Below are 19,849 nucleotides of genomic sequence, written 5' to 3' on the forward strand. Positions count from 1 at the left end.
GTTAACGTTGCTGGCCTTCGCATGATGCATGTGCGGTGGCATCTTGCGCCAGCGTCTCTGCCAGCCAGTCCAGCTGCGGCTCTACGGACTGACGCAAGGTCCACGGCGGGTTAATCACCCACATGCCGCTGCCGTGCATGCCAAAACCATCGGCAGATGGTTGTTGCACATCCAGCGTCACGTGCAAATAATCTGTATTCAGGCTGCGTAGCTTGTCTATCATTTGCTGTGGCTCAGGCCGTTGCAAGCGCGGATACCAGATCAGGTAAGTGCCGGTAGCAAAGCGTTTTAAACTGTCTTTAATGCAATCGACCACCCGCAGGTAATCGTCTTTTACCTCATAAGGTGGGTCTATCAACACAATGCCGCGTTTGGTCGGGGGTGGCAAACAGGCTTTAATGCCTTCAAAACCATCTTTTTGCTGGATGGATACCTGCCTTTTTTGTGCTGAAAACTGTTGCTCCAGCAAGGCAGCATCTGCCGGGTGCAGCTCAAACAAACGCAACTTATCCACCGAGTTTAAAAAGTGGCTGGCGATGCAAGGCGAGCCAGGGTAAAGCGTGGCATTACCTTGACCAGCCGCTGTGACTGCTTGCAGGTAACCATCAAAGATGTCAGGTGGCTGACCTTGCTGCAAACGTTGAATACCGTCTACATACTCAGCTGTTTTGTTGGCCACCGAACTATCAAGGCGGTACAGACCAGCCCCGGCGTGGGTGTCTATCACCCAGTAAGCTTTATCTTTCTGGTTAAAGTAATCCAGCACCAGGCTGTAAATCCAGTGTTTCAAAACGTCGGCGTGATTGCCAGCGTGAAAGGCGTGACGGTAACTTAGCATGCATATATTCTCAATAAGCCGTCATTATAAGCTACAAAATTTGCGCGCTCTTGTGAAAACCAGGCAATTTGCATTAGCATGCAAACATGAAACCTAGTCATACACACTCTGAACACACACATGCGCACAACCACTCACATGGGGGCTCCCATGAGGGCTGCGCGCACGATCACACAACTGACCACACAACGCATGACCAGCACCAGCATGGCGACCATGGGCATGATGACCATGCACATGGCAATCCTTTCTGGATTCCTTTTCTGGCGATTGCACTCTTCACCGTCGTAGAATTCGCGGGAGGCATCTGGACGCAGTCATTGGCTTTGCTCAGTGACGCCTGGCATATGTTGTTTGACGTGCTGGCACTCGGCCTGGCCATGTGGGCCGCGCACAGAGCACGCACCGGTCACCCTGCGTCGCAGCAAACCGAGCTTCGCGTCTCCATGGTCAATGCCGTCTCTATGTTGCTGGTAACGGCAGGCATTGTCATAGAAGCCATTGAGCGTCTCAAACATCCGGTCTCTGTGGCGGGGGGCTACGTCAGTGTGATTGCGCTGATGGGCCTGCTGGTGAATCTGTTCGTCGCCAAGCATATGCATCACCAGCACGAGCATCACGGCGGCGATGCCAGTTTGAACCACCGTGCCGCATTTTTGCATGTATTGGGTGATTTACTCGGGTCGGTGACTGCCGTCGCCGCCGGTGTCGTGATCTACTTTACTGGCTGGATGACCATAGACCCGATTCTGTCTATTCTGATTTCGTTGTTGTTATTGGTGGTGACCCTTAATCTCATCCGCGATATCTATCGCGGTAAGACAGGCCATCATCACTAGTTTTTTTAATTGTCCGATACATTAAAAGGAGCGCCCATATGCCTTACGTCAACGTCAAACTTGCCGGCTCTGTGACCAAAGAGCAGAAGAAACTGATTGCAAAAGAAATCACTGAAACTCTGCAAAAACACGCCCAGAAACCGGCGAATTACACCTACATTGTATTTGAAGAGGTCGAATACGAAGACTGGGCTATTGGTGGCGAGCTTTTAGGCTAGCTCAATCTTGATAAGCGAGCTTTTCAATTAAGTTGATAAATGATGCACACCATTGAAGACTTGAGGCAGGCAAATGCAGCGCTTGATGAGGTGGCCGAGCGATGGTCGGCTGCCTATTCTGTCAATTGCACTAATCCTTTGGATGCGGAAGCTAAGGCTGCGGCAGAGAAAGTTCGTCACATTGAAGAAGACCTTAAACGTCGCGGGCTTTTACCTTTCACAGCGCATGAACTGTTGGAAGAGAGTTTAGATCAGAGATATCCAGATGCGCAGAGCAAGGAAGTTGTCTTATACAACGGCAAAAGATATCGACGACGATTTTATCCACTGGCGTTAAGCAAATCTGGAAAGAGCGTTAAGCAATGGGTAAAGAAATGGGAACCACTAGATGATTAATTGATAGTTGTGTAACGGCTGACAGTTTCTTTCAAGCTTGATCATGTGCAGGGAGTCACTTGAGCAAACATCTGGTGCTAAAATGCCGTCATGTTTGACCCCAAACCCATCCTCAAAAACCTGCCTAACTTACCTGGTGTTTATCGCATGCTGAATGCGGAAAATACCGTGATTTATGTTGGCAAGGCCAAAGACCTGAAAAAACGGGTTTCCAGCTATTTCAATAAAAACCTGGCCAGTCCGCGTACCAAAATGATGGTGTCGCAGATTGCCAATATCGAAACCACGGTGACGCGCTCCGAAGCGGAAGCATTGTTGCTGGAAAATAACCTGATTAAAGGCTTGATGCCGCGTTACAACGTGTTGTTCCGCGACGATAAGTCTTACCCTTATATTGCGTTGACTGGGGATGCTTATCCTCGATTGGCGTTTCACCGCGGCACACAGCGCAAGGGGGCTCAGTATTTCGGGCCTTTCCCCAGCTCGCCAGCCGTGCGCGAGAGCATACAACTGCTACAAAAAGTATTCAAATTGCGCACCTGCGAAAACACCGTGTTTGCCAACCGTTCGCGGCCTTGTTTGCAATATCAGATTGCGCGCTGTACAGCGCCTTGCGTGAAGTTGATTTCCCAAGAGGATTACGCCGGGGATGTACGTCATGCCGCGATGTTTTTGTTGGGTAAGACCAGTGAGGTGATTGATTCACTGGCGGATGGCATGAATGTGGCGGCTGAGGCGATGGAGTATGAGCAGGCGGCCATTTTGCGTGACCGTATCCAGGCACTGCGCCAGGTGCAGGCCAAACAGTTTGTCAGTGATTTTAGCGTCAGTGATGCCGATGTGATTGCCTGCGCAGAAGTGCAGGGCCAGCATTGCATTAACTTGGTCATGATCCGTGGTGGCCGCCATTTGGGTGACAAGAGCTTTTTCCCGAAGAATAGTCAGGATGCCGAATTGGCTGAAACCGTAGAAGCGTTTATCACCCAATATTACCTGTCGCAAAATACGCCGCCATTGCTGGTGTGTGGCGCCGAGATTGATAAAACCGAATTTGAAGACATGCTGAGCGAGCAGTCCGGACGCAAGATCCGTGTGCTGACTAATGCCATCGGCGATAAAAAAGTATGGCTTAAGATGGCACAAACCAATGCTGAGTTGGCTTTGCAGCAACGCCAGGCGACCTCAGCCAGCCAGCAAGCACGCTTGTTGTCATTACGCGAAGCGCTCAACCTGGCAGAAAACACCGAGCGCATTGAGTGTTTTGATATCAGCCATACCATGGGTGAAGCCACGGTGGGCAGCTGCGTGGTGTTTGATCGTGGCGACATGCAAAATAGCGAATACCGCCGTTATAACGTCACCGGCATCACGCCAGGCGATGATTATGCGGCCATGCGCGATGTGTTGACGCGTCGCTATAAAAAAGTGGCAGCAGGCGAGGGCAAGCGGCCAGACCTGATTTTTATTGATGGTGGCAAAGGCCAGCTCGGCGTCGCCATTGAGGTGATGCAGGAGGTCGGTCTGGACGATATTCTGCTGGTCGGCATTGCCAAGGGTGAAGAGCGAAAACCTGGTCTTGAGACCATGATTTTCTCTGATACTGGTGAAATGCTGAATTTGCCTACCGATAACCAGGGCTTGCACTTATTACAGCAAATCCGCGATGAAGCACACCGTTTTGCCATTACCGGCCATCGCGCCAAGCGCGCCAAGGCCAGAATCACCTCTAGCCTGGAAGAGATTGAAGGCGTAGGCGCCAAACGCCGCAAAGCCTTGCTGACGCGATTTGGTGGCCTGGATGGGATAAAAAGTGCTAGCATAGACGAGATTGCCCAAGTCGAAGGCATTAGCCTGGTATTGGCGCAAACCATTTATGAACGCTTGCATTAATTGCGTGTAAATAGACCTTTGTATGCATCCATAGACGAATAAAAATGTGGAATATTCCAAATATACTTACCTTATTGCGCATCGGCATGATTCCGGTGTTTGTCGGTATCTTTTACCTGCCTGCCAACGCTGTCACCGCTGACGGTCTGCCAGCACACTGGGTCAATTTAACGGCAGCCAGTGTGTTTATCCTCGCCGCATTCACCGATTGGCTGGATGGTTACTGGGCGCGCAAATATCACCAGATGTCTAAATTTGGCGCGTTTTTAGACCCTGTGGCTGACAAACTCATGGTGGCTGCGGCCTTGATCGTGCTGGTCGAATTAAATCGTGCCGGGGCTGTGGTGGCGCTGATTATCATCGGACGCGAAATTGCGATCAGCGCCTTGCGTGAATGGATGGCCAGCATAGGCAAAAGTGCTAACGTGGCCGTGGCCATGGTGGGTAAGGTCAAAACTGCCGCACAAATGGCCGCCATTACCTTATTGCTGTGGTATGACCCGTTGTTTGGGGTAGACATTCAATGGTTGGGTGAGTGGCTGATTGTATTGGCCGCGTTACTGACCCTGATTTCCATGGGTTACTACCTGCGCGCAGCCTGGCCGGCAATACGCGAAACCATCTAAAAAAGCAATCATAAAAAAGAAACATTATTTTCAAAATCGTCCTTGACACCGGTCTCAAAATCATTAAAATGCCAGCTTCTTTACGACACATGGCGTAAGGAAATACGCGGGAATAGCTCAGTTGGTAGAGCGCAACCTTGCCAAGGTTGAGGTCGCGAGTTCGAGACTCGTTTCCCGCTCCAAATTTCGGGGAAAGCGCCGCTTTCCCTTTTTAACATAAGAAGTTTTTATGTTGTTGGTTCTGGCGCGATAGCAAAGCGGTTATGCCGCGGCCTGCAAAGCCGTTTAGGCCGGTTCGACTCCGGCTCGCGCCTCCAGTCTCATGTAGCAAATATGCGGGAATAGCTCAGTTGGTAGAGCGCAACCTTGCCAAGGTTGAGGTCGCGAGTTCGAGACTCGTTTCCCGCTCCAAATTTCTCTCAAGCACTCATTCTGGATGCTACGCAAAGTAGAACAGAGTGTTAAAATATAAAGCTTGTTGACCTGCCGCCCGGATGGTGAAACTGGTAGACACAAGGGACTTAAAATCCCTCGGCTTAACGGCTGTGCCGGTTCGATTCCGGCTCCGGGCACCAAAATAAGAAACCAGCTGAAAAGCTGGTTTTTTCATTTTACACTTTCTAACTACCCCTACTTACAGTTCAACGCCTATCATCAGAGATTTCTGACAGGATGGTGCGGTGTCGTCTGATGCATGCTGCAGTCTCATTCCTATACCCTGATCATCATCATGCCAGTGGCAGTATTCACAAAGCAGGGCACCAAGATGACGATCAAACAACTTTGGATATTAAGTAAAGCCGCCTTTACCGCCTGGCGTGATGACCGTGCGCAAAGTATGGGCGCTGCTTTAGCGTACTACACCATGTTTTCCATTGCGCCGGTATTGCTGATTGTGATTTCCCTTGCCGGCATTATTTTTGGACAAGAAGCGGCACGTGGTGAAATTTATACGCAATTGACCCATCTGGTAGGTGAGCAGGGCGCACTGGTGGTGCAAAATCTGCTGGAAAGCACCAACCAGCCAACCGAGGGGATGACGGCGACCACGATTGGTATTGTGTTGTTATTGGTAGGGGCAACCACTGTTTTTGGCGAATTGCAGACTGCGCTGGATAGTATCTGGAGAGCGCCGGCGAGGATAAGCAGCGGTGTGTGGAGTTTGATGCGTGCCAGATTGTTGTCATTTGGCATGATTCTGGGGATTGGCTTTTTGCTGATGGTCTCGCTTGTTTTTAGCGCAGGCTTATCTGCGATCAATAAATGGTGGTCGCCTGTCTTTGCGGGATGGCTGGCGGTTGCCAGTGTGGTGAATGTTGTGTTTGGCTTTTTATTGACGACGGGCATGTTTGCGTTGATCTACAAAATCATGCCGCGTGTCAGTATTCGCTGGAGCGAGGTTTGGATTGGCGCTGCGATGACAGCCGCTTTATTTACGGTAGGTAAATGGCTGATCGGTATTTATATTGGCAGAAGTGCGTTTGCCAGTGGCTATGGGCCTGCAGGCTCTTTGCTGGCGCTGTTAATCTGGATTTATTACTCCGCGCAGATATTTCTGATGGGCGCTGAATTTACCTGGGCATATTCCCATCTGTTTGGCTCACGCAAGCAGCAGGATACGCCACGGGATTTGGCGAAGGCATTCTCAAATAATCAAACGGCACATGAACTTGGCGCCAGATGAGCGTTTACCAAACCCAGAAACCACGACTCCACGCCTGAGCTTCATCACTGCCCTCAGCGTAGGGACTCTCCGTGTGCTTCAAGCCAGCGGTTGATGCATGCAAACCTTCGTCGTAGCATTTCTGCATCAGAGCATGATCCGTTTTTACGTCTGACTTGCTACCACTAAAAAAGTATAAATATCCACTCAGTAATCCCATGATATCCACCCAATCAATCATCATTTTTTTAATAATTGATTGATTATTATCTATATTGTTTTAGTTTGCCAATAGTCCGATCAAGCTATTAATACAATCCTGCAAAGACTTTTCATATCCTTGCATTTGCCAATTGCTTTGGCAAAAAATCATGCCTTCTGCGTTATTTCACTGATATTAAACACTATATAAAATTGTATAATGTCCCTGTCATGTTCGGCGCGCAGTATTTATCAATGCAGTTTGATGTCTATCAATGCTTGCAAATCAATACTGCCTAAGCTGTGTTGAGATACTTTTTTGCCGGACAAGCATTCCCATTGAAGTCAGGACGTTGTGTGATTTACGTAGAGTTAAAAACGGTTATTCTTAAAAAACAATTAGAGTGGGGCAGGACCATTACGATTACCGAAATTGCCGATGCCAGCGGGATCAGTCGCATGACCTTGCATCGCATGTTAAAAGATCAATCCTACAATGCCAGCACCGATCACTTGAATAAGCTGTGTGCTTATTTACAGTGTGATTTATATAGCCTGGTGCGCTGGGTCCCCGATATTGTCGTGCCGCAAGAGCACGTCGCCTAGAAAAAAACCTCCGATATTCCCGGAGGTTTTTTATTGGGGCAAAGTTTACGGCGCATTTTCCTGATTCTTGAATAAATATTTTGGCGTGACCATTGTGGCTAAAAGCATTGATTGAGCGGCAATCCTAATGCCTATGCGGGCTGGCTGGCAATGCGCGTGAGGTGTGTATTAAGCGAACAGCGAAGATAGCTGGTTTTTGTTGCTTTTTTTAAGCAATGCAAATGCCTGAGAGTTTTGAATAATAAGAGAAAATTTTTGGAATTCTCTTGTTATGAAACTCTCGTCAGGCCATATGCAGTCCAACGCCGTGAGCGCACAGGATTGCAGCGATTGGATGCAAGCACTGACCCAGGCCTGGAAACAGGGTGCTTGGGAGCAGTGTTTGACCCTGGCGCAGAAAATCACCCGTGAGTTTCCTGAAGAGGGCCTGGCCTGGAAGTTATTAGGCAGCCTTTATCAACAACAAGATACGCTGGCGCTGGCTGCCGATGCTTTCTTGCAAGCGAGCAAGCGCTTAAAGAAAGATGCTGAGGTGTTGTATAACTTGGCCAACGTTTATGCGCAATTGCAAGACACCACGCAGGCGATCAAATATTACCGCCAAACGCTCAAACTCAACCCGGTTTTTAGCCAGGCTTATGCCAATTGGGCCAGTGTACTCAAGCAAGCAGGGCAAGTAAAAGAGGCGGAAAAGCTACTGCGCCGGGGATTGAATATTCACCAACAGGATGGCCGCGTCAATTTTGAACTGGCGACCTTGTTACATGAGGCAGATAAACCGCTGGAGGCGATTCAATACTATCGCGAAGCCGTGTCTATTGAGCCTGATAATGCCGTGATTTTTTTCAATATGGCGTTGGCACTGGATCAACTGGGCAATACGACTGAAGCGATTGCTGCCTATCAGCAAACGATTGCGATTCAAAAAGACTATGTTGAGGCCTATAGTTACCTGGGTGCTTTATACCTGAAACATGGTGACGTGGAAGAAGCTGAGCAGTGGTTGCTGGCGGGCATGGCATTGAATCCAACCGAGTTATCACTGCTTAAAAATCTGGCCAAACTTTACCGGGTGACGCACCGCACCAGAGAATACCAAGCCTATATTGATCAAATCATGCAGGCGCAAGAGGTGAGTGCGGAGACGCTGAATAACCTGGCCACCGAGATGCTGAATCAGCAGTTATACGGTGAGGCTGAGAATTATTGCCTGAAGGCGCTGGCGCTGGATCCGGACAATCCTTATGTGCTGGGCAATCTTGGTTTGATTGAGAATGCCAGAAACGCTTATGACAAAGCGTGTGTGTATTGTGAACAGGCATTAGCGCAGTTGCCTGAGTCAGAAAGTATCTTGAGCAATTACAGTATCAGTTTGCGCATGCTGGGCCGCTATACCGAAGCAATTGCCTGCCTGGAAAAAGCACTGCGCATCAAGCCTGAATTCATGCCTGGGTATATCAATCTGGCCAATGTCTATTTGGACATGGGGCAGATTGAAATGTCGATTGCGACCTTGAAGCAAGCATTGCAGATTGAGCCTACCCATATGATGGCGCTTAGAAACCTGCTGTTTGCTAATAGCTACAGCAATAGCTTGCCGCCTGCCGAAAGCCTGGATTACGCGCATAGACTGGGCGCCGCCATGATGCACGAAGTGACGCCGTACGACAGCTGGAATGTCCATGCGCAAGAGCAACGTATCCGCATCGGCCTGGTATCGGCTGATTTGCGTAAACACCCGGTCGGCTATTTCCTGCACCAGTGGTTGCAGGCATTTGATGCCAGCCGCCTGGAGGTTTATGGCTACTCGACCGATGGTCGCGAAGATGCGTTTTCGCACGAGCTGAAAGACTTATGCAACCAATGGCGCTCACTGGCCGGGTTGACGGATGCGCAAGCCGCCAAACAGATTCGTGAAGATGGTATTCATATCCTGCTGGATTTATCCGGCCTGTCTGGTGGGACACGCTTGCCGATTTTTGCCCATAAACCTGCCCCGGTACAAGCCACCTGGCTCGGCTATTGGGGCACCACCGGTTTGCCGCTGATGGATTATGTCATCGCTGATCCGGTGAGTATTGATGCGCAGGTGGCGACCCAGTTCACCGAGCAGGTCGTGCATCTGCCACATACGCGTATGTGCTTCACGGCGCCGCCTTGTGATGTCGCTGTCAATGATTTGCCAGCATTCACCACCGGTGCAGTGACCTTCGGCTGCTTTCAAAACTACAGCAAGGTAAGTAACGACGTATTATCTTGCTGGGGCGAGGTGTTGCAGGCCTTACCGACGGCCACATTGTTCTGGCAGAGCAAAGCATTTAATGATGCCCTGGTGCGTGAAGAGGCATTGGCCAGATTACAGCAATATGGCATCTCTGCTGCGCGTTGTAGCTTGCATGGCATGGTGCCCAGAGATGAATACCTGCGTAACCATCACCAGATTGATGTGATCCTGGATACCTTCCCGTTTACTGGCGGCACCACGACGTGTGAAGCCTTATGGATGGGCGTACCGACGCTGACCTTGCTGGGCGACACATTGATTGCCCGCCAGGGTGCCAGCTTTATGCATTGCGTGGGGTTGGCTGACTGGGTGGCCACCAGCCGTGAAGAGTATGTGAGCAAAGCCATTGCATTGACCAGTGATCTTGGCGCCTTGGCAACATTGCGCGCCCAACTGCGCCAGCAAGTGTTGGCTTCGCCATTAATGCATGCTGAGCAGTTCGCCCAGGATTTTGAACAGTTGCTGTTTAGCTTATGGCAACAAACCCTGGCCACATTGGCGCCACAGCAATTGTTGGCTGAGTCACCGGTACAAGATGCTTTTTCCGGCGAGCAGCCGGTTTGGGTGGTCAGCGCCACTCGCATGACTGAAGAAGTTTTCTGGCGTGACTCTGCACTTGGCAGATCACTCAAACGCCATATGCAGCAGGATAAACGCCTGGTGCCCGTAGTCGCTTATGAAAATACGCGTGGCCTGTCTGAAGTGTTTAATGAGGCAATTGCCGCTGCGCCAGACCAGGCATTGCTGGTATTGATCCACGATGATGTCTGGCTGGACGAAAACACCTTTGTCCATAGCATACAGCAGGGCTTAAATCATTATGATGTGATTGGTATAGCGGGCAACGCAAGGATTCAAGCTGGCCAGCCTGGCTGGTGCTTTATCGATTTGCAATTCACCTGGGACGATGCCAGATACTTGCGCGGCGCGGTGAGCCATGGCCAGCATGCGTTTGGGCCTGCCTCCAGCTATGGTGATGTGTCTGGCGAATGCCAGTTGATGGATGGCGTATTCCTGGCGGCGCATAAACAGATCTTGCTGCAAAGCGGTGTGCGTTTTGACCAGCAGTTTGACTTTCATTTTTACGACTTGGACTTTTGCCGTACAGCCACCCGTGCAGGCCTCAAATTGGGTGTATGGCCAGTGCGCATGACGCACCAGAGTGGTGGTGCGTTTGGTAGCACACGCTGGCGTGATAAATACCTGAGCTATCGCCAGAAATGGGAGCCGGCCAGCGTACCACAGCAGCCAGCGTCCACGGCCTTGCAGGACGCAATGGCCGAGGTATTTGACCAGGCTTCACAAGCGCAACAGCAAGGCGATTTAAATACCGCGAAACAGCTATACCAGGAGATTCTGGCCGTAGATGCACAGCATGCACTCGCTACGCATAATCTGGGTTTGATTTACTGGCAGAGCCAACAGCCAGCAGAAGCATTGCACTTGCTGGCGCAGGCTTATGCGCTGGCGCCAACGCAGTGGCAGTTGTTAAGCAGCTACCTGACGGCACTCAAACACAGTGGTGCGACAGCTGAGTTGGAACAGGTATTGGCGCAAGCCGTTAACAGCGGCCAGCATACACAACCCTTGCAAACATTGATGCAAGACTGGCAGTTGCCATCGCTTGCGCCAGCGCAGCCATCAGATCAAGCACAACAGGCATTGCTGGCCTTGTTTGAGCAACAGCAATATGCGCAGATGGAACGTGAGCTAGACACGCTATTACAGCAATATCCTGCCTGGTTAAGTGGCTGGAAAATGTTGTCTGACGTATTGATGATCCAGAAGAAAGATGCCCGCGTAGCGGCCAGCAAAGCGCTGGTGCTGAATAATCAAAGCGCTGAAGAGCATTGCTACTATGGGTTGGTGCTCAAGGCACAAAATGACCTCACGGCAGCCGCAGATGCCTTTGCCCAGGCCATACACCTGAAACCTGACTATGCTGCGGCGTATAACAATCTGGGTATTGTGCTCAAAGACCTGGGCGAAGTGGATGAAGCGATCAAGCAGTTTAAACAGGCGCTGATATTACAGCCGCAATATGCCGATTGCTTCAGCAATCTGCTGTTTTGCATGACGCATGCAGCGCAGGTGGATAACGATGCCTTGTTACAAGCGCATACCGCGTATGCCGCCCTGTATGAAGCACCGTTAAAACCGCATTGGCAGCTTCATGGCAATACGCGCGATGCACAACGTCCGTTACGCGTAGGCTTTGTTTCTGGCGATTTGCGTGCGCATTCAGTGGCACATTTCCTGCTGCCTTTGTTACCTGCGCTGGCCCAAGATAGCTCATTGGCTTTATTTGCTTATGCTAATTATGCGCTGGAAGACGATGTCTCGGCGGAGATGCGCCAGTATTTCAAACAATGGCGCGTGGTTTCCAATATTTCTGACGAAGCGCTGGCAGAGACTATCAGGCAAGATCAGATTGATATCCTGATCGACTTGTCCGGCCACACCTCCGGTAACCGCCTGCTGACCTTTGCCCGGAAACCTGCCCCAGTGCAGGCAAGCTGGCTGGGGTATTTGAATACCACCGGACTGACATCCATAGACTATTACCTGGCTGATAATGCCTTGTTACCTGCCGGGGAGTTTGACCAGCAGTTTACCGAGCAGCTCGTGCAGTTACCGGTGAATGCGCCATTTGTGCCGCATCCGCAAGCACCGGCCATCAATGCTTTGCCTGCGCTCAGCAATGGTTATGTGACTTTTGGCTGCTTTAACCGCCCCAATAAAATTACCCAGGCTACCGTGCAGCAATGGGCTGCTGTCATGCAGGCCACGCCTGCCAGCCGCATGGTATTAGGCGGTATGGCAGAAGCGGGCGCATGCACGCATGTGGAGCAATGGTTTGCCGAAGCAGGTATCTCCGCCGACCGCTTATCGTTTTATGCCCGCACCGATATGCTGAGCTATTTGCAGCAATATCATTTGGTGGATATTTGCCTGGATACTTTCCCGTCTAATGGCGTGACCACCACCGCGCATGCTTTGTGGATGGGTGTGCCTACGCTATGCGTGGCAGGTGATCGCCTGGCCAGCCGCGGTGCCATGGCCTTGATGCAGCATCTTGATCTGGCCGACTGGGTCGCGGCCAACCCACAGCAATATCTACAACAGGCCGCGCATGTGTTGTCTGACCTGTCGGCACTGGCTGATTTACGCGCCAATATGCGCACCCGTTTTACGCAGTCACCGCTGGCACAAGCGGCACCATTGGCGCAGGCTTTGTCACAGGCAATGCGCCAGATGTGGCAACGCTGGTGCCAGGAGCAGGCCGCAAGCAGTTTTGCTATTCCTTCTTTAACGCTGAAAGAATCTTCTGTTGCGCCGGACGCGACTGAACCCTCTGATAAAGGTATCTCTATGAATACAACACTTAACCCACAAACTGCACAGGCTAATGCGCTGCACGATTCGATTGCTGAAGTGTTTCAGCTGGCGCTGCAAATGCAGGAAAAAGGCGACCTGGCACAAGCAATGAGCTTTTATCAGGAAATCTTGCGTATTGATGACAAGCATGCAGCGACGTATTTCCAGTTAGGACTATTGGCGCAGCAAGCGGGCAAGGCCGAAGAGGTATTACCGCTATTGGAGCAAGCCGTGATCCTGGCACCGCAGCAGCCTGCGTACTGGCAAGCCTATATTGGTGAACTGTCGCTGACCGCGCCCAAAAATGAAGTGCTGGATGTGATCACTTTTGCCCGCCAGAATGGCCTGGCCGCAGCTGATGCCGATGCACTGCAACGCCAATACAGCCAGCCAGCGGTTGCCGCTGATGTCGTGCGCAAAGGGCCTTATATCTACCGTACTGAAGATAACTTCTATCAGCGTGCGCAGACCGAGGCTTTTGGCTACCAGGATGTGGGTAATGCCGAGCAACGTTTATATGACATGATTCGCCAGTCACGTGACAAAAGCGTATTCTCCAGCGAACTGGCAGCCAAAGCCACCGACTGGCCGAGCTATTACCACCTGACCTCACAGCGCGCCAATTTGCTGCGCCCGTTTGCGGACAAAATTGCCAACGGTAAGGTACTGGAGTTGGGCGCTGGTTGTGGCGCGATTACGCGTTTTCTCGGTGAGCTGGGCGGCGAAGTGGTGGCATTGGAAGGCAGCCCGAACCGTGCGCGTGTCATCGGCCAACGTTGTGCCGATCTCAACAATGTGACGATTTACTCTGACCTGATCCAAGCGTTTGAAACTGACGAGAAGTTTGATGTCGTGACCTTGATCGGCGTGCTTGAGTATGCGCAGGTCTATGTGAAAGAAGCCGATCCTTTGCGTTTCTTGCTGCAAACCGCCAAGTCTTTCCTCAAAGAAGACGGCATGCTGATTGTGGCAATTGAAAACCAGCTCGGCCTCAAGTATTTCTGCGGTGCGCCTGAAGACCATATGGGTCAGGCGATGTATGGCATTAATGATTCTTACAGCAGCACCAGCCCGATCACATTTGGCCGCGTAGAGCTGGATGCCTTGATCCGCAGTGCCGGTTTTGAAACCACAGAGTTGTATGTGCCGCTGCCAGATTACAAAACACCCGTTAGCGTGATTTACCCGGAAGGCTTTAACCAGGCCCATCGTGCGGCAGGCTGGGATGTGGGCGCTCTCGCGGCAGGCTCGGTGGTGCATGACAGGCAATCGCCGCGTCACCCGACATTCTCACTGGAAAATGCCTGGCAGGTGATTGCGCGTAATAACCTGGTGGAAGATGTCGCCAACTCATTTATGTTTGTTGCGTATCCGCAGCGCCAGGCTGGCAAATTGCATCCGGACGTATTGGCAGCGCATTATGGTTGCCAGCGCCAGGCCGTGTTTAGCAAGGAAACCCAGTTTGTGCATGATGCACAAGGGCTGGCAACGCGTACACGTAATACCGGCGAAACGGCGCAATTGTTGCAGGCAGATTGGGAGCATGCGCCTTACCATGGCGGCCAGTTGTGGATGGATAAACTGACGCAGTTGATGAACCGTCCTGGTTGGCGCGTGGAAGACCTGGCGGCATGGGCTGCACCCTGGTTGCAAGGCCTGGAAGCCGCAGCGCTGACCGGTGGCAAAACCTTGCCAGAGTTTGCAGGCTATTCTGCCTTGTTGCCTTCTCAGTATTTTGATGCCACACCAACCAACTTTGTGATGGACAAAGCTGGGCAGGGCCATTTCTTTGACCTGGAGTGGGATTTTGCCATTCCATTACCAGTGGCTTTCGTGGCCTTGCGAGGTCTGTTCCTTACCCTGCATCGTGTGCGTAGTTGCGGCAAACCCCACGCCAGCACGCCAACTAATATTGGCAGCTTGACGCTGGCAGTGCTGGAATTGAGTGGCTATCACTACCGCGATGACCAGTTACAAGCGTTTATCAGCGTGTTTAACCGCCTGCAAAATATGACACAAGGCGTGCCTGAGCATGTAGTGAATGGCTTGACCGCCGAGTTTACCCGGGCAGAGTTGCCGGTACGTCAGCTGTTTACGTAACACGGGGCGTATCAATACCAAAGCATGCACAGCGATGTGCATGCTTTTTTGTTGTCGATAGAAAACGGCTGGCAATAAAAATCCGGCGACTATACAGTGGCCGGATCTTTTAAGTGAGCGTGTTGAATTGTTTAAAACACTGAATTATTTAAAACATAGTTTCCATGCAACGGCGGATATGCGGGATAGAGCCGACCGGATTTGGCGTATATTTGCTGAGTTTGGCCAGCGTTAACAAGGCCTTGTCAGCCTTTTGTTGCAGGCAATAGACTTCAGTCAGGTTGCTGAGTGGAATAGCTGGATTCTCTTGCGCCAGTAACACGGCTTTTTCCAGCAAGAGTTCTGCATCTTCAAACTGGCCTTGGCTGACTAACAAGGTGCCCAGGTCATTGTAGGGCTCCCAGCAGCAACTTTCTTTTTTAATCAGCTCCAGCATGACTTGTGTCGATAACTTCATATCCCCTTCGGCGGCCAGTTTCTCGGCGTAGTGATAGGTATTGCGGTCAATTTCTACCTGAGATTTGATGGCTGGCGTAGGTAATTCTGTCGCGCCTGACAGTGCGGCGAGAATATTATCCGCAATCAAGGTTGCGCTTTGGCCCAGGTGGGCAAATTGATGTTGTTTGTTCTCGGTGATCTGTTGTTGATAGACAGCGGCGTTTTGCAGTACGTCTTCAACCGTGCGGCGTAAATCAGCTTTGACGGTTTTAATCACATAGTCATAAGGCACACTGGCCGGGCGCGGCGGGTTAGTGTCCGGAATCAACCAGTCGGTGACGGCAATACCAGGCACATCCAGCAGCAAGGCTTCTGTCAGCACGCTGGACTCATCTGACACCATGACGTCGGCCAAACCCAGGCAATACATGATGCTGACTTCGCGATCGACCACATACACGTTGTCGGCGCAGTTTCTATGCAATGCATCCATTTCGTCAATGTTATTCAGTACCCAGCGGTATTTGTCTGACCATGGGGCCTGTTTCAGCAGCAGGTTGACCGGCAAGTCTTTGAGTGCTTGGACAAACTCATCCTGTTTGCCATGGTTTTCCCATGATGGCGCATAGAGAATGGAATGCTCGTATTTCAGTCCTAGTTGCTCACGCAGCTTTTGTGCTTCCTGCTTGAAGGTTTCCTGATTGCGGTAGACCAGGTCGGCTTTGGGCCAACCCAGGTCAAACATGCCCAGTTTTGGCTGCGCTTGTTTGAAATTGGCTTGCGTTTGCCAGCGCTCAACCCAGGCTGGGCCTGGTATAACGCCGATATCAAAGGCTGACCATGGCTCGTGATGCCAGAAGTGCGGCCAGATATCATGGCGCTGCGCCAGGTCATGCAGCAAAATCACTGAAAATCCGGCATTCGGTTTGCACGCATGTTCGCAATACACACCGACCTCGGCATATTGCTTGGAATTGGTACTCCATTGAATGGCATAGCCTCTGCTGGCGATCTCATCGGCGACCGGCGCCAAGGCCTGGCGCTCGCAATTGTCGGTATAAAAGAAAGTGAACACGGGCTGGTGTGAGTTGGTAGTTGTCATGATGGTCTATCCATGCAAGCGTTTGGTGAAAATAACACTGAAACGATATTGGCTTTGTGCGTAATTGGGCACACAGCTTTCAAATACCTGCTGTGGTTTTTCCGGCAATTGCTGGCTGAACCACTCCGGGGTGTAATAAGTGTGGTGCAAGCCACGGTATTTTTCTTCATATTCGGCAATGGTCAGCGCATCGCGACGTGCGTGCTCGCAGGCTTCGCGGGTGGCTGCATGCGGAATATCGAGGATTGCTATGCCCACCTTGGCTTTTTGCCACATGGCCTGGAGCACTTCGGCGGCCATGGCTTCATCAAAATAATGAAAGACGCTGTTGGCAATCACAAAATCATATTGCGGATCAGTGGCCATGGTTTGTGCAGCTTGTGCCTGGAAGTCGCCATCAGGCATGGCTTGTTGTGCGGCTTCAATCAGCCCGGCAGCGTAATCCAGGCCGCCCACAGTCAGGGTATGTTGCTGACGTAAGGCATATAAAAACGCGCCGGCGCCACAACCGACTTCAAATACAGAATCTCCAGACTTTAGTCCTAGTTTGTCACTGATGCGGCGGGTATATTCCTGCCAGTCTGCTGGGTTGATTTTGCCTGCACCACTGTCAAAACCATCGAGGGCAATCAAGGTATCCAGTGTGATGGCATGTTGCGGTTGCAGGGTGCGCTTTTCCCAAATCTGTTGCCAAAGGTTACTCATGTGTTCGCTTCCATTTTCTGACTGATGGCTTTTAGTACACGGGCACGCAATTGAGTGCTGCTGATGCCTTCGGTGCGCGGCAGGATATGTAATTTGTCTGCGGCAATCGGGTTGCTGTTATCGTGACCATGTACCAGCAGGTCGATATTGTGTTGCTGTAAAAAGGCTTCATCAAGCAGCCAGGGGCTGGGCACTACTTCATCCACGTCACGCATGGCTAGTAGCACTTCTGCACGCGCGGCATAATCCAGCTCAGGCTCATAGCCTTTTTTGGCACGAATCTCTTCGTCGGTGGTCAAGGCCACCACTACATGGCCCAATTGCCTGGCGGCTTTTAACAGGCGCACGTGGCCGTGATGGATCAGCGTGGCGGACATATCGACCATAATGCGCTTTTGTGGCTGCGTCATGGCTGTAGCTCCAGTAAATCAAGAATGGCGCCGCGTGCCGTGCTGCCCAGGTGTGCTTCGCCCAAGTGGCAAACGACACTGCCGCGGCTGATGCCGCGTGGTTGATACAGTACAGCACGTGCATGCTGGCTACTGACCTTGGCGTCAACCCAGGTACATAGTACTGGTTGGTAGTTCACCGGGTGAGTCGCATAAGCAGCAATCTTTTTCAGCATCTGTGCCTTGTTGATAAACACCGCTTCACGCAAGTCATCATGCTTGGGCAAGACCTCATACAAAGAGGCGATGGCATGGTAAGGGCCCGTCATGCGGCGTTCCAGATGCGTGGCCAGATTCAGATAAAACGAATCGACCGCGTGTCTGGGCGATTGGTGGAAAGCAATAAAAGAGGCGCCGGTCAGGCCAAACAAGCCTTTGCAGGAGCTATAGGCAATCACATCGGCCAGGCCATGGTCATTTTCCAGGCCGATAGAAGCGGTGGCATCCAGCATCAGTTGTGCACCGACACGGTCAGCCAGGGCACGCAAGTCTGCAATCGGTAACAATAAACCGGCACTGGTTTCGGTATAGCAGGCGACGACCCAGTCATAGTGGCCAGTCACGTTTGCCAATTGTTGCCAGTCGCAGACGGTGACTAATGACACCTCGCCAGCATTGCGTTGAGCCATTTGTGCAAAGCTGACCAGGCGTTGTGCGTAATAACCACTGTCTATCACCAACACCTTGCCGTATAGAAAGTTCAGGCTGGCAATTTCGAGTGCCAGGCTGGCAGAGCCTTGTAGCCGTGCAATATGGGCATGGTCAGTCATGGTCTTGAGGGCGCTCAAAACCACATCTTCGACTTGGCTGTAATCCTGGTCACCGCGTCCAAAGCATGGTCGCAGGCCAAGCAGGTTTTCTTCCAGTAAACTGGCCGGGCCAGCGGTAAACAATACCTTGTGTTGATTTTGCGTGGTGACATGCGCGTGTATGGTGGTGTCAGGCATATTCCACCTCGGTTAAAAACTGCATAAAGTCCTGTTTGTTTTGTGCCGGGGTACGCGTCGGCCGCCCCAGGTCAGCCCGTGCGCCTTTGCGGCACAGTACTTCAATAAAGCTGCTTTTGCCGCTGGCTAAGGTTTGTTGCAACACTGTGTTTAATGATTCTGCGCCAGACACACTGTAGACCTGTGCATAGCCGGCAGCACTGGCAATGTCTGAGAGTGTGAGTTGCGCGGCCACGGTTGGCTGGCCACCCACAGAGTCGTGCGCGCCATTATTCAACACAATATGCAGCAGATTGGATTGCTGGGCACTGATGGTCAGGCTGCCCATATGCATCAGCATGGCACCATCACCGTCAATGCAGATCACTTGCCGGTCTGGCTGTGCCAGTGCAATGCCGCAGGCAATTTGTGAGGCGTGGCCCATGCCACCCACGGTGAGAAAATCGCGGCCATGTCCGGCCTGTTGCGCTTTGCGCAGCTCAAACAGTTCACGTGAGGCCATGCCGGTGGTTGCCACCACGGCAGCGTCTTGTGGCAAGGCTGACACAATCTGCCCAATCATGTGCTCACGGCTTTCCAGCACGGGCAATTTACCTGCCAGGGCAGAGGCGGGGGCTGCTGTTGTTTTTACTGGTTTATACGGCGCAAAGCTTTGTTTGCGTACCACCAGTGCGACGGGGCCCTGACGTGTCATCGCCTGCTGTAACAATGTTTGGATTTGCGCATGGGCGCTGTCTATGTCATCAGCCATCACTTGGTAAGGCAAGCCGAGCACGTCAAGTTGTGACAGAGTAATCTGGCCTTGTTTGACATGCTGCGGTTCATCATGGATCTGTTCGCCATGCGCATTCAGCTCTCCGCGCCAGCCAATGACCAATAACATAGGAATGCCATACACCTGTGGATCCGCCAGTGACGCAATCGGGTTCACCACATTGCCCAGGCCGGAATTTTGCATATAGACCAGCGCCGGTTGGTTGCTTGCCAGGTAGTGGCCAATGGCCAAACCAATCGCACCACCTTCATTGGCGGCAATCACATGCTGGCCGGTAGCCAGGGTGTCTGAAAAGCAGGCACACAATTCTTTGAGTAGTGAGTCGGGCACGCCAGCAAAAAACTGTACTTGTTCGCTTTGCAAGGCGTTTAAAAAATCCTCGGCATGTATCATC

At 51.6% G+C, this 19,849-nt stretch carries 14 protein-coding genes and 4 tRNA genes; 12 read left to right on the top strand and 6 right to left on the bottom strand.

Annotated elements, in window-relative coordinates; genetic code table 11:
- Nucleotide 1: 1 nt before the first annotated feature.
- Nucleotides 2-838, bottom strand: coding sequence for a 23S rRNA (adenine(2030)-N(6))-methyltransferase RlmJ (locus GQ52_RS10820; RefSeq protein ID WP_047517628.1), 837 nt, complete (start codon nucleotides 836-838; stop codon nucleotides 2-4).
- A gap of 86 nt (nucleotides 839-924) precedes the next feature.
- Between GQ52_RS10820 and GQ52_RS10825 the strand changes: the two genes are divergently transcribed.
- The 12 genes from GQ52_RS10825 (at nucleotide 925) to GQ52_RS10885 (ending at nucleotide 15,039) form a co-directional block, all read left to right on the top strand.
- Entirely contained in the window at nucleotides 925-1,677 is a 753-nt protein-coding gene (locus tag GQ52_RS10825) for a cation diffusion facilitator family transporter (protein ID WP_047517630.1), read from the top strand.
- A 38-nt stretch (nucleotides 1,678-1,715) separates the two neighbouring features.
- A complete protein-coding gene (locus GQ52_RS10830; RefSeq protein WP_019882571.1) occupies nucleotides 1,716-1,895 on the top strand; it encodes a 4-oxalocrotonate tautomerase family protein in 180 nt (59 codons plus the stop codon).
- A gap of 39 nt (nucleotides 1,896-1,934) precedes the next feature.
- Nucleotides 1,935-2,291 (top strand): hypothetical protein, encoded by a 357-nt coding sequence (locus tag GQ52_RS10835; protein WP_047517633.1) that lies wholly within the window; start codon nucleotides 1,935-1,937, stop codon nucleotides 2,289-2,291.
- 90 nt (nucleotides 2,292-2,381) lie between these two features.
- Nucleotides 2,382-4,181 carry an excinuclease ABC subunit UvrC gene (gene uvrC / locus GQ52_RS10840; protein ID WP_047517635.1) on the top strand — a complete coding sequence of 600 codons (1,800 nt, stop codon included), beginning with the start codon at nucleotides 2,382-2,384 and terminating at the stop codon, nucleotides 4,179-4,181.
- 44 nt (nucleotides 4,182-4,225) lie between these two features.
- Complete coding sequence (gene pgsA / locus GQ52_RS10845; protein WP_081979344.1) at nucleotides 4,226-4,807, top strand: CDP-diacylglycerol--glycerol-3-phosphate 3-phosphatidyltransferase; 582 nt, start codon at nucleotides 4,226-4,228, stop codon at nucleotides 4,805-4,807.
- A 106-nt stretch (nucleotides 4,808-4,913) separates the two neighbouring features.
- Nucleotides 4,914-4,989, top strand: a tRNA-Gly gene (locus tag GQ52_RS10850).
- 61 nt (nucleotides 4,990-5,050) lie between these two features.
- Nucleotides 5,051-5,124, top strand: a tRNA-Cys gene (locus GQ52_RS10855).
- Between the two features lie 18 nt (nucleotides 5,125-5,142).
- A tRNA-Gly gene (locus tag GQ52_RS10860) sits at nucleotides 5,143-5,218 on the top strand.
- A 77-nt stretch (nucleotides 5,219-5,295) separates the two neighbouring features.
- Nucleotides 5,296-5,382 (top strand) — tRNA-Leu (locus GQ52_RS10865).
- Between the two features lie 191 nt (nucleotides 5,383-5,573).
- The gene (locus GQ52_RS10870) at nucleotides 5,574-6,491 is read left to right on the top strand and encodes a YihY/virulence factor BrkB family protein (RefSeq protein ID WP_047518708.1); all 918 of its coding nucleotides are present in this window, start codon (nucleotides 5,574-5,576) and stop codon (nucleotides 6,489-6,491) included.
- 483 nt (nucleotides 6,492-6,974) lie between these two features.
- On the top strand, nucleotides 6,975-7,277 hold the full coding sequence (locus GQ52_RS10880) for a helix-turn-helix transcriptional regulator (protein ID WP_235273193.1): 303 nt from the start codon (nucleotides 6,975-6,977) through the stop codon (nucleotides 7,275-7,277).
- A gap of 271 nt (nucleotides 7,278-7,548) precedes the next feature.
- Entirely contained in the window at nucleotides 7,549-15,039 is a 7,491-nt protein-coding gene (locus GQ52_RS10885) for a tetratricopeptide repeat protein (RefSeq protein WP_235273199.1), read from the top strand.
- Between the two features lie 148 nt (nucleotides 15,040-15,187).
- Here the strand turns inward: GQ52_RS10885 and GQ52_RS10890 are convergent, their stop codons facing one another.
- Genes GQ52_RS10890 through aepY form a run of 5 tightly spaced genes read right to left on the bottom strand, consistent with a single transcriptional unit; the run spans nucleotide 15,188 to nucleotide 19,848 of the window.
- Nucleotides 15,188-16,579 carry a CDP-glycerol glycerophosphotransferase family protein gene (locus GQ52_RS10890; RefSeq protein ID WP_047517648.1) on the bottom strand — a complete coding sequence of 464 codons (1,392 nt, stop codon included), beginning with the start codon at nucleotides 16,577-16,579 and terminating at the stop codon, nucleotides 15,188-15,190.
- Nucleotides 16,580-16,585: 6 nt separating this feature from the next.
- Entirely contained in the window at nucleotides 16,586-17,284 is a 699-nt protein-coding gene (locus tag GQ52_RS10895) for a trans-aconitate 2-methyltransferase (RefSeq protein WP_019882562.1), read from the bottom strand.
- Nucleotides 17,281-17,694, bottom strand: a complete 414-nt coding sequence (locus tag GQ52_RS10900; protein WP_047517651.1) for an adenylyltransferase/cytidyltransferase family protein — start codon at nucleotides 17,692-17,694, stop codon at nucleotides 17,281-17,283. Before GQ52_RS10900 ends, GQ52_RS10895 begins: the two co-directional genes overlap by 4 nt.
- Nucleotides 17,691-18,680, bottom strand: coding sequence for an aminotransferase class V-fold PLP-dependent enzyme (locus tag GQ52_RS10905; protein WP_047517654.1), 990 nt, complete (start codon nucleotides 18,678-18,680; stop codon nucleotides 17,691-17,693). The genes GQ52_RS10900 and GQ52_RS10905 overlap by 4 nt, the downstream gene beginning before the upstream one ends.
- A complete protein-coding gene (aepY, locus tag GQ52_RS10910) occupies nucleotides 18,673-19,848 on the bottom strand; it encodes a phosphonopyruvate decarboxylase (RefSeq protein WP_047517657.1) in 1,176 nt (391 codons plus the stop codon). The genes GQ52_RS10905 and aepY overlap by 8 nt, the downstream gene beginning before the upstream one ends.
- Between the last annotated feature and the right edge of the window lies 1 nt (nucleotide 19,849).

Source organism: Methylophilus sp. Q8 (assembly GCF_000800115.1).
GTDB lineage: Bacteria > Pseudomonadota > Gammaproteobacteria > Burkholderiales > Methylophilaceae > Methylophilus.

Coding starts and splice junctions, on each gene's coding strand:
- GQ52_RS10820 (WP_047517628.1), bottom strand. CDS start 838: ATGCTAAGTTACCGTCACGCCTTTCACGCTGGCAATCACGCCGACGTT.
- GQ52_RS10825 (WP_047517630.1), top strand. CDS start 925: ATGAAACCTAGTCATACACACTCTGAACACACACATGCGCACAACCAC.
- GQ52_RS10830 (WP_019882571.1), top strand. CDS start 1,716: ATGCCTTACGTCAACGTCAAACTTGCCGGCTCTGTGACCAAAGAGCAG.
- GQ52_RS10835 (WP_047517633.1), top strand. CDS start 1,935: ATGATGCACACCATTGAAGACTTGAGGCAGGCAAATGCAGCGCTTGAT.
- uvrC (WP_047517635.1), top strand. CDS start 2,382: ATGTTTGACCCCAAACCCATCCTCAAAAACCTGCCTAACTTACCTGGT.
- pgsA (WP_081979344.1), top strand. CDS start 4,226: ATGTGGAATATTCCAAATATACTTACCTTATTGCGCATCGGCATGATT.
- GQ52_RS10870 (WP_047518708.1), top strand. CDS start 5,574: ATGACGATCAAACAACTTTGGATATTAAGTAAAGCCGCCTTTACCGCC.
- GQ52_RS10885 (WP_235273199.1), top strand. CDS start 7,549: ATGAAACTCTCGTCAGGCCATATGCAGTCCAACGCCGTGAGCGCACAG.
- GQ52_RS10890 (WP_047517648.1), bottom strand. CDS start 16,579: ATGACAACTACCAACTCACACCAGCCCGTGTTCACTTTCTTTTATACC.
- GQ52_RS10895 (WP_019882562.1), bottom strand. CDS start 17,284: ATGAGTAACCTTTGGCAACAGATTTGGGAAAAGCGCACCCTGCAACCG.
- GQ52_RS10900 (WP_047517651.1), bottom strand. CDS start 17,694: ATGACGCAGCCACAAAAGCGCATTATGGTCGATATGTCCGCCACGCTG.
- GQ52_RS10905 (WP_047517654.1), bottom strand. CDS start 18,680: ATGCCTGACACCACCATACACGCGCATGTCACCACGCAAAATCAACAC.
- aepY (WP_047517657.1), bottom strand. CDS start 19,848: ATGATACATGCCGAGGATTTTTTAAACGCCTTGCAAAGCGAACAAGTA.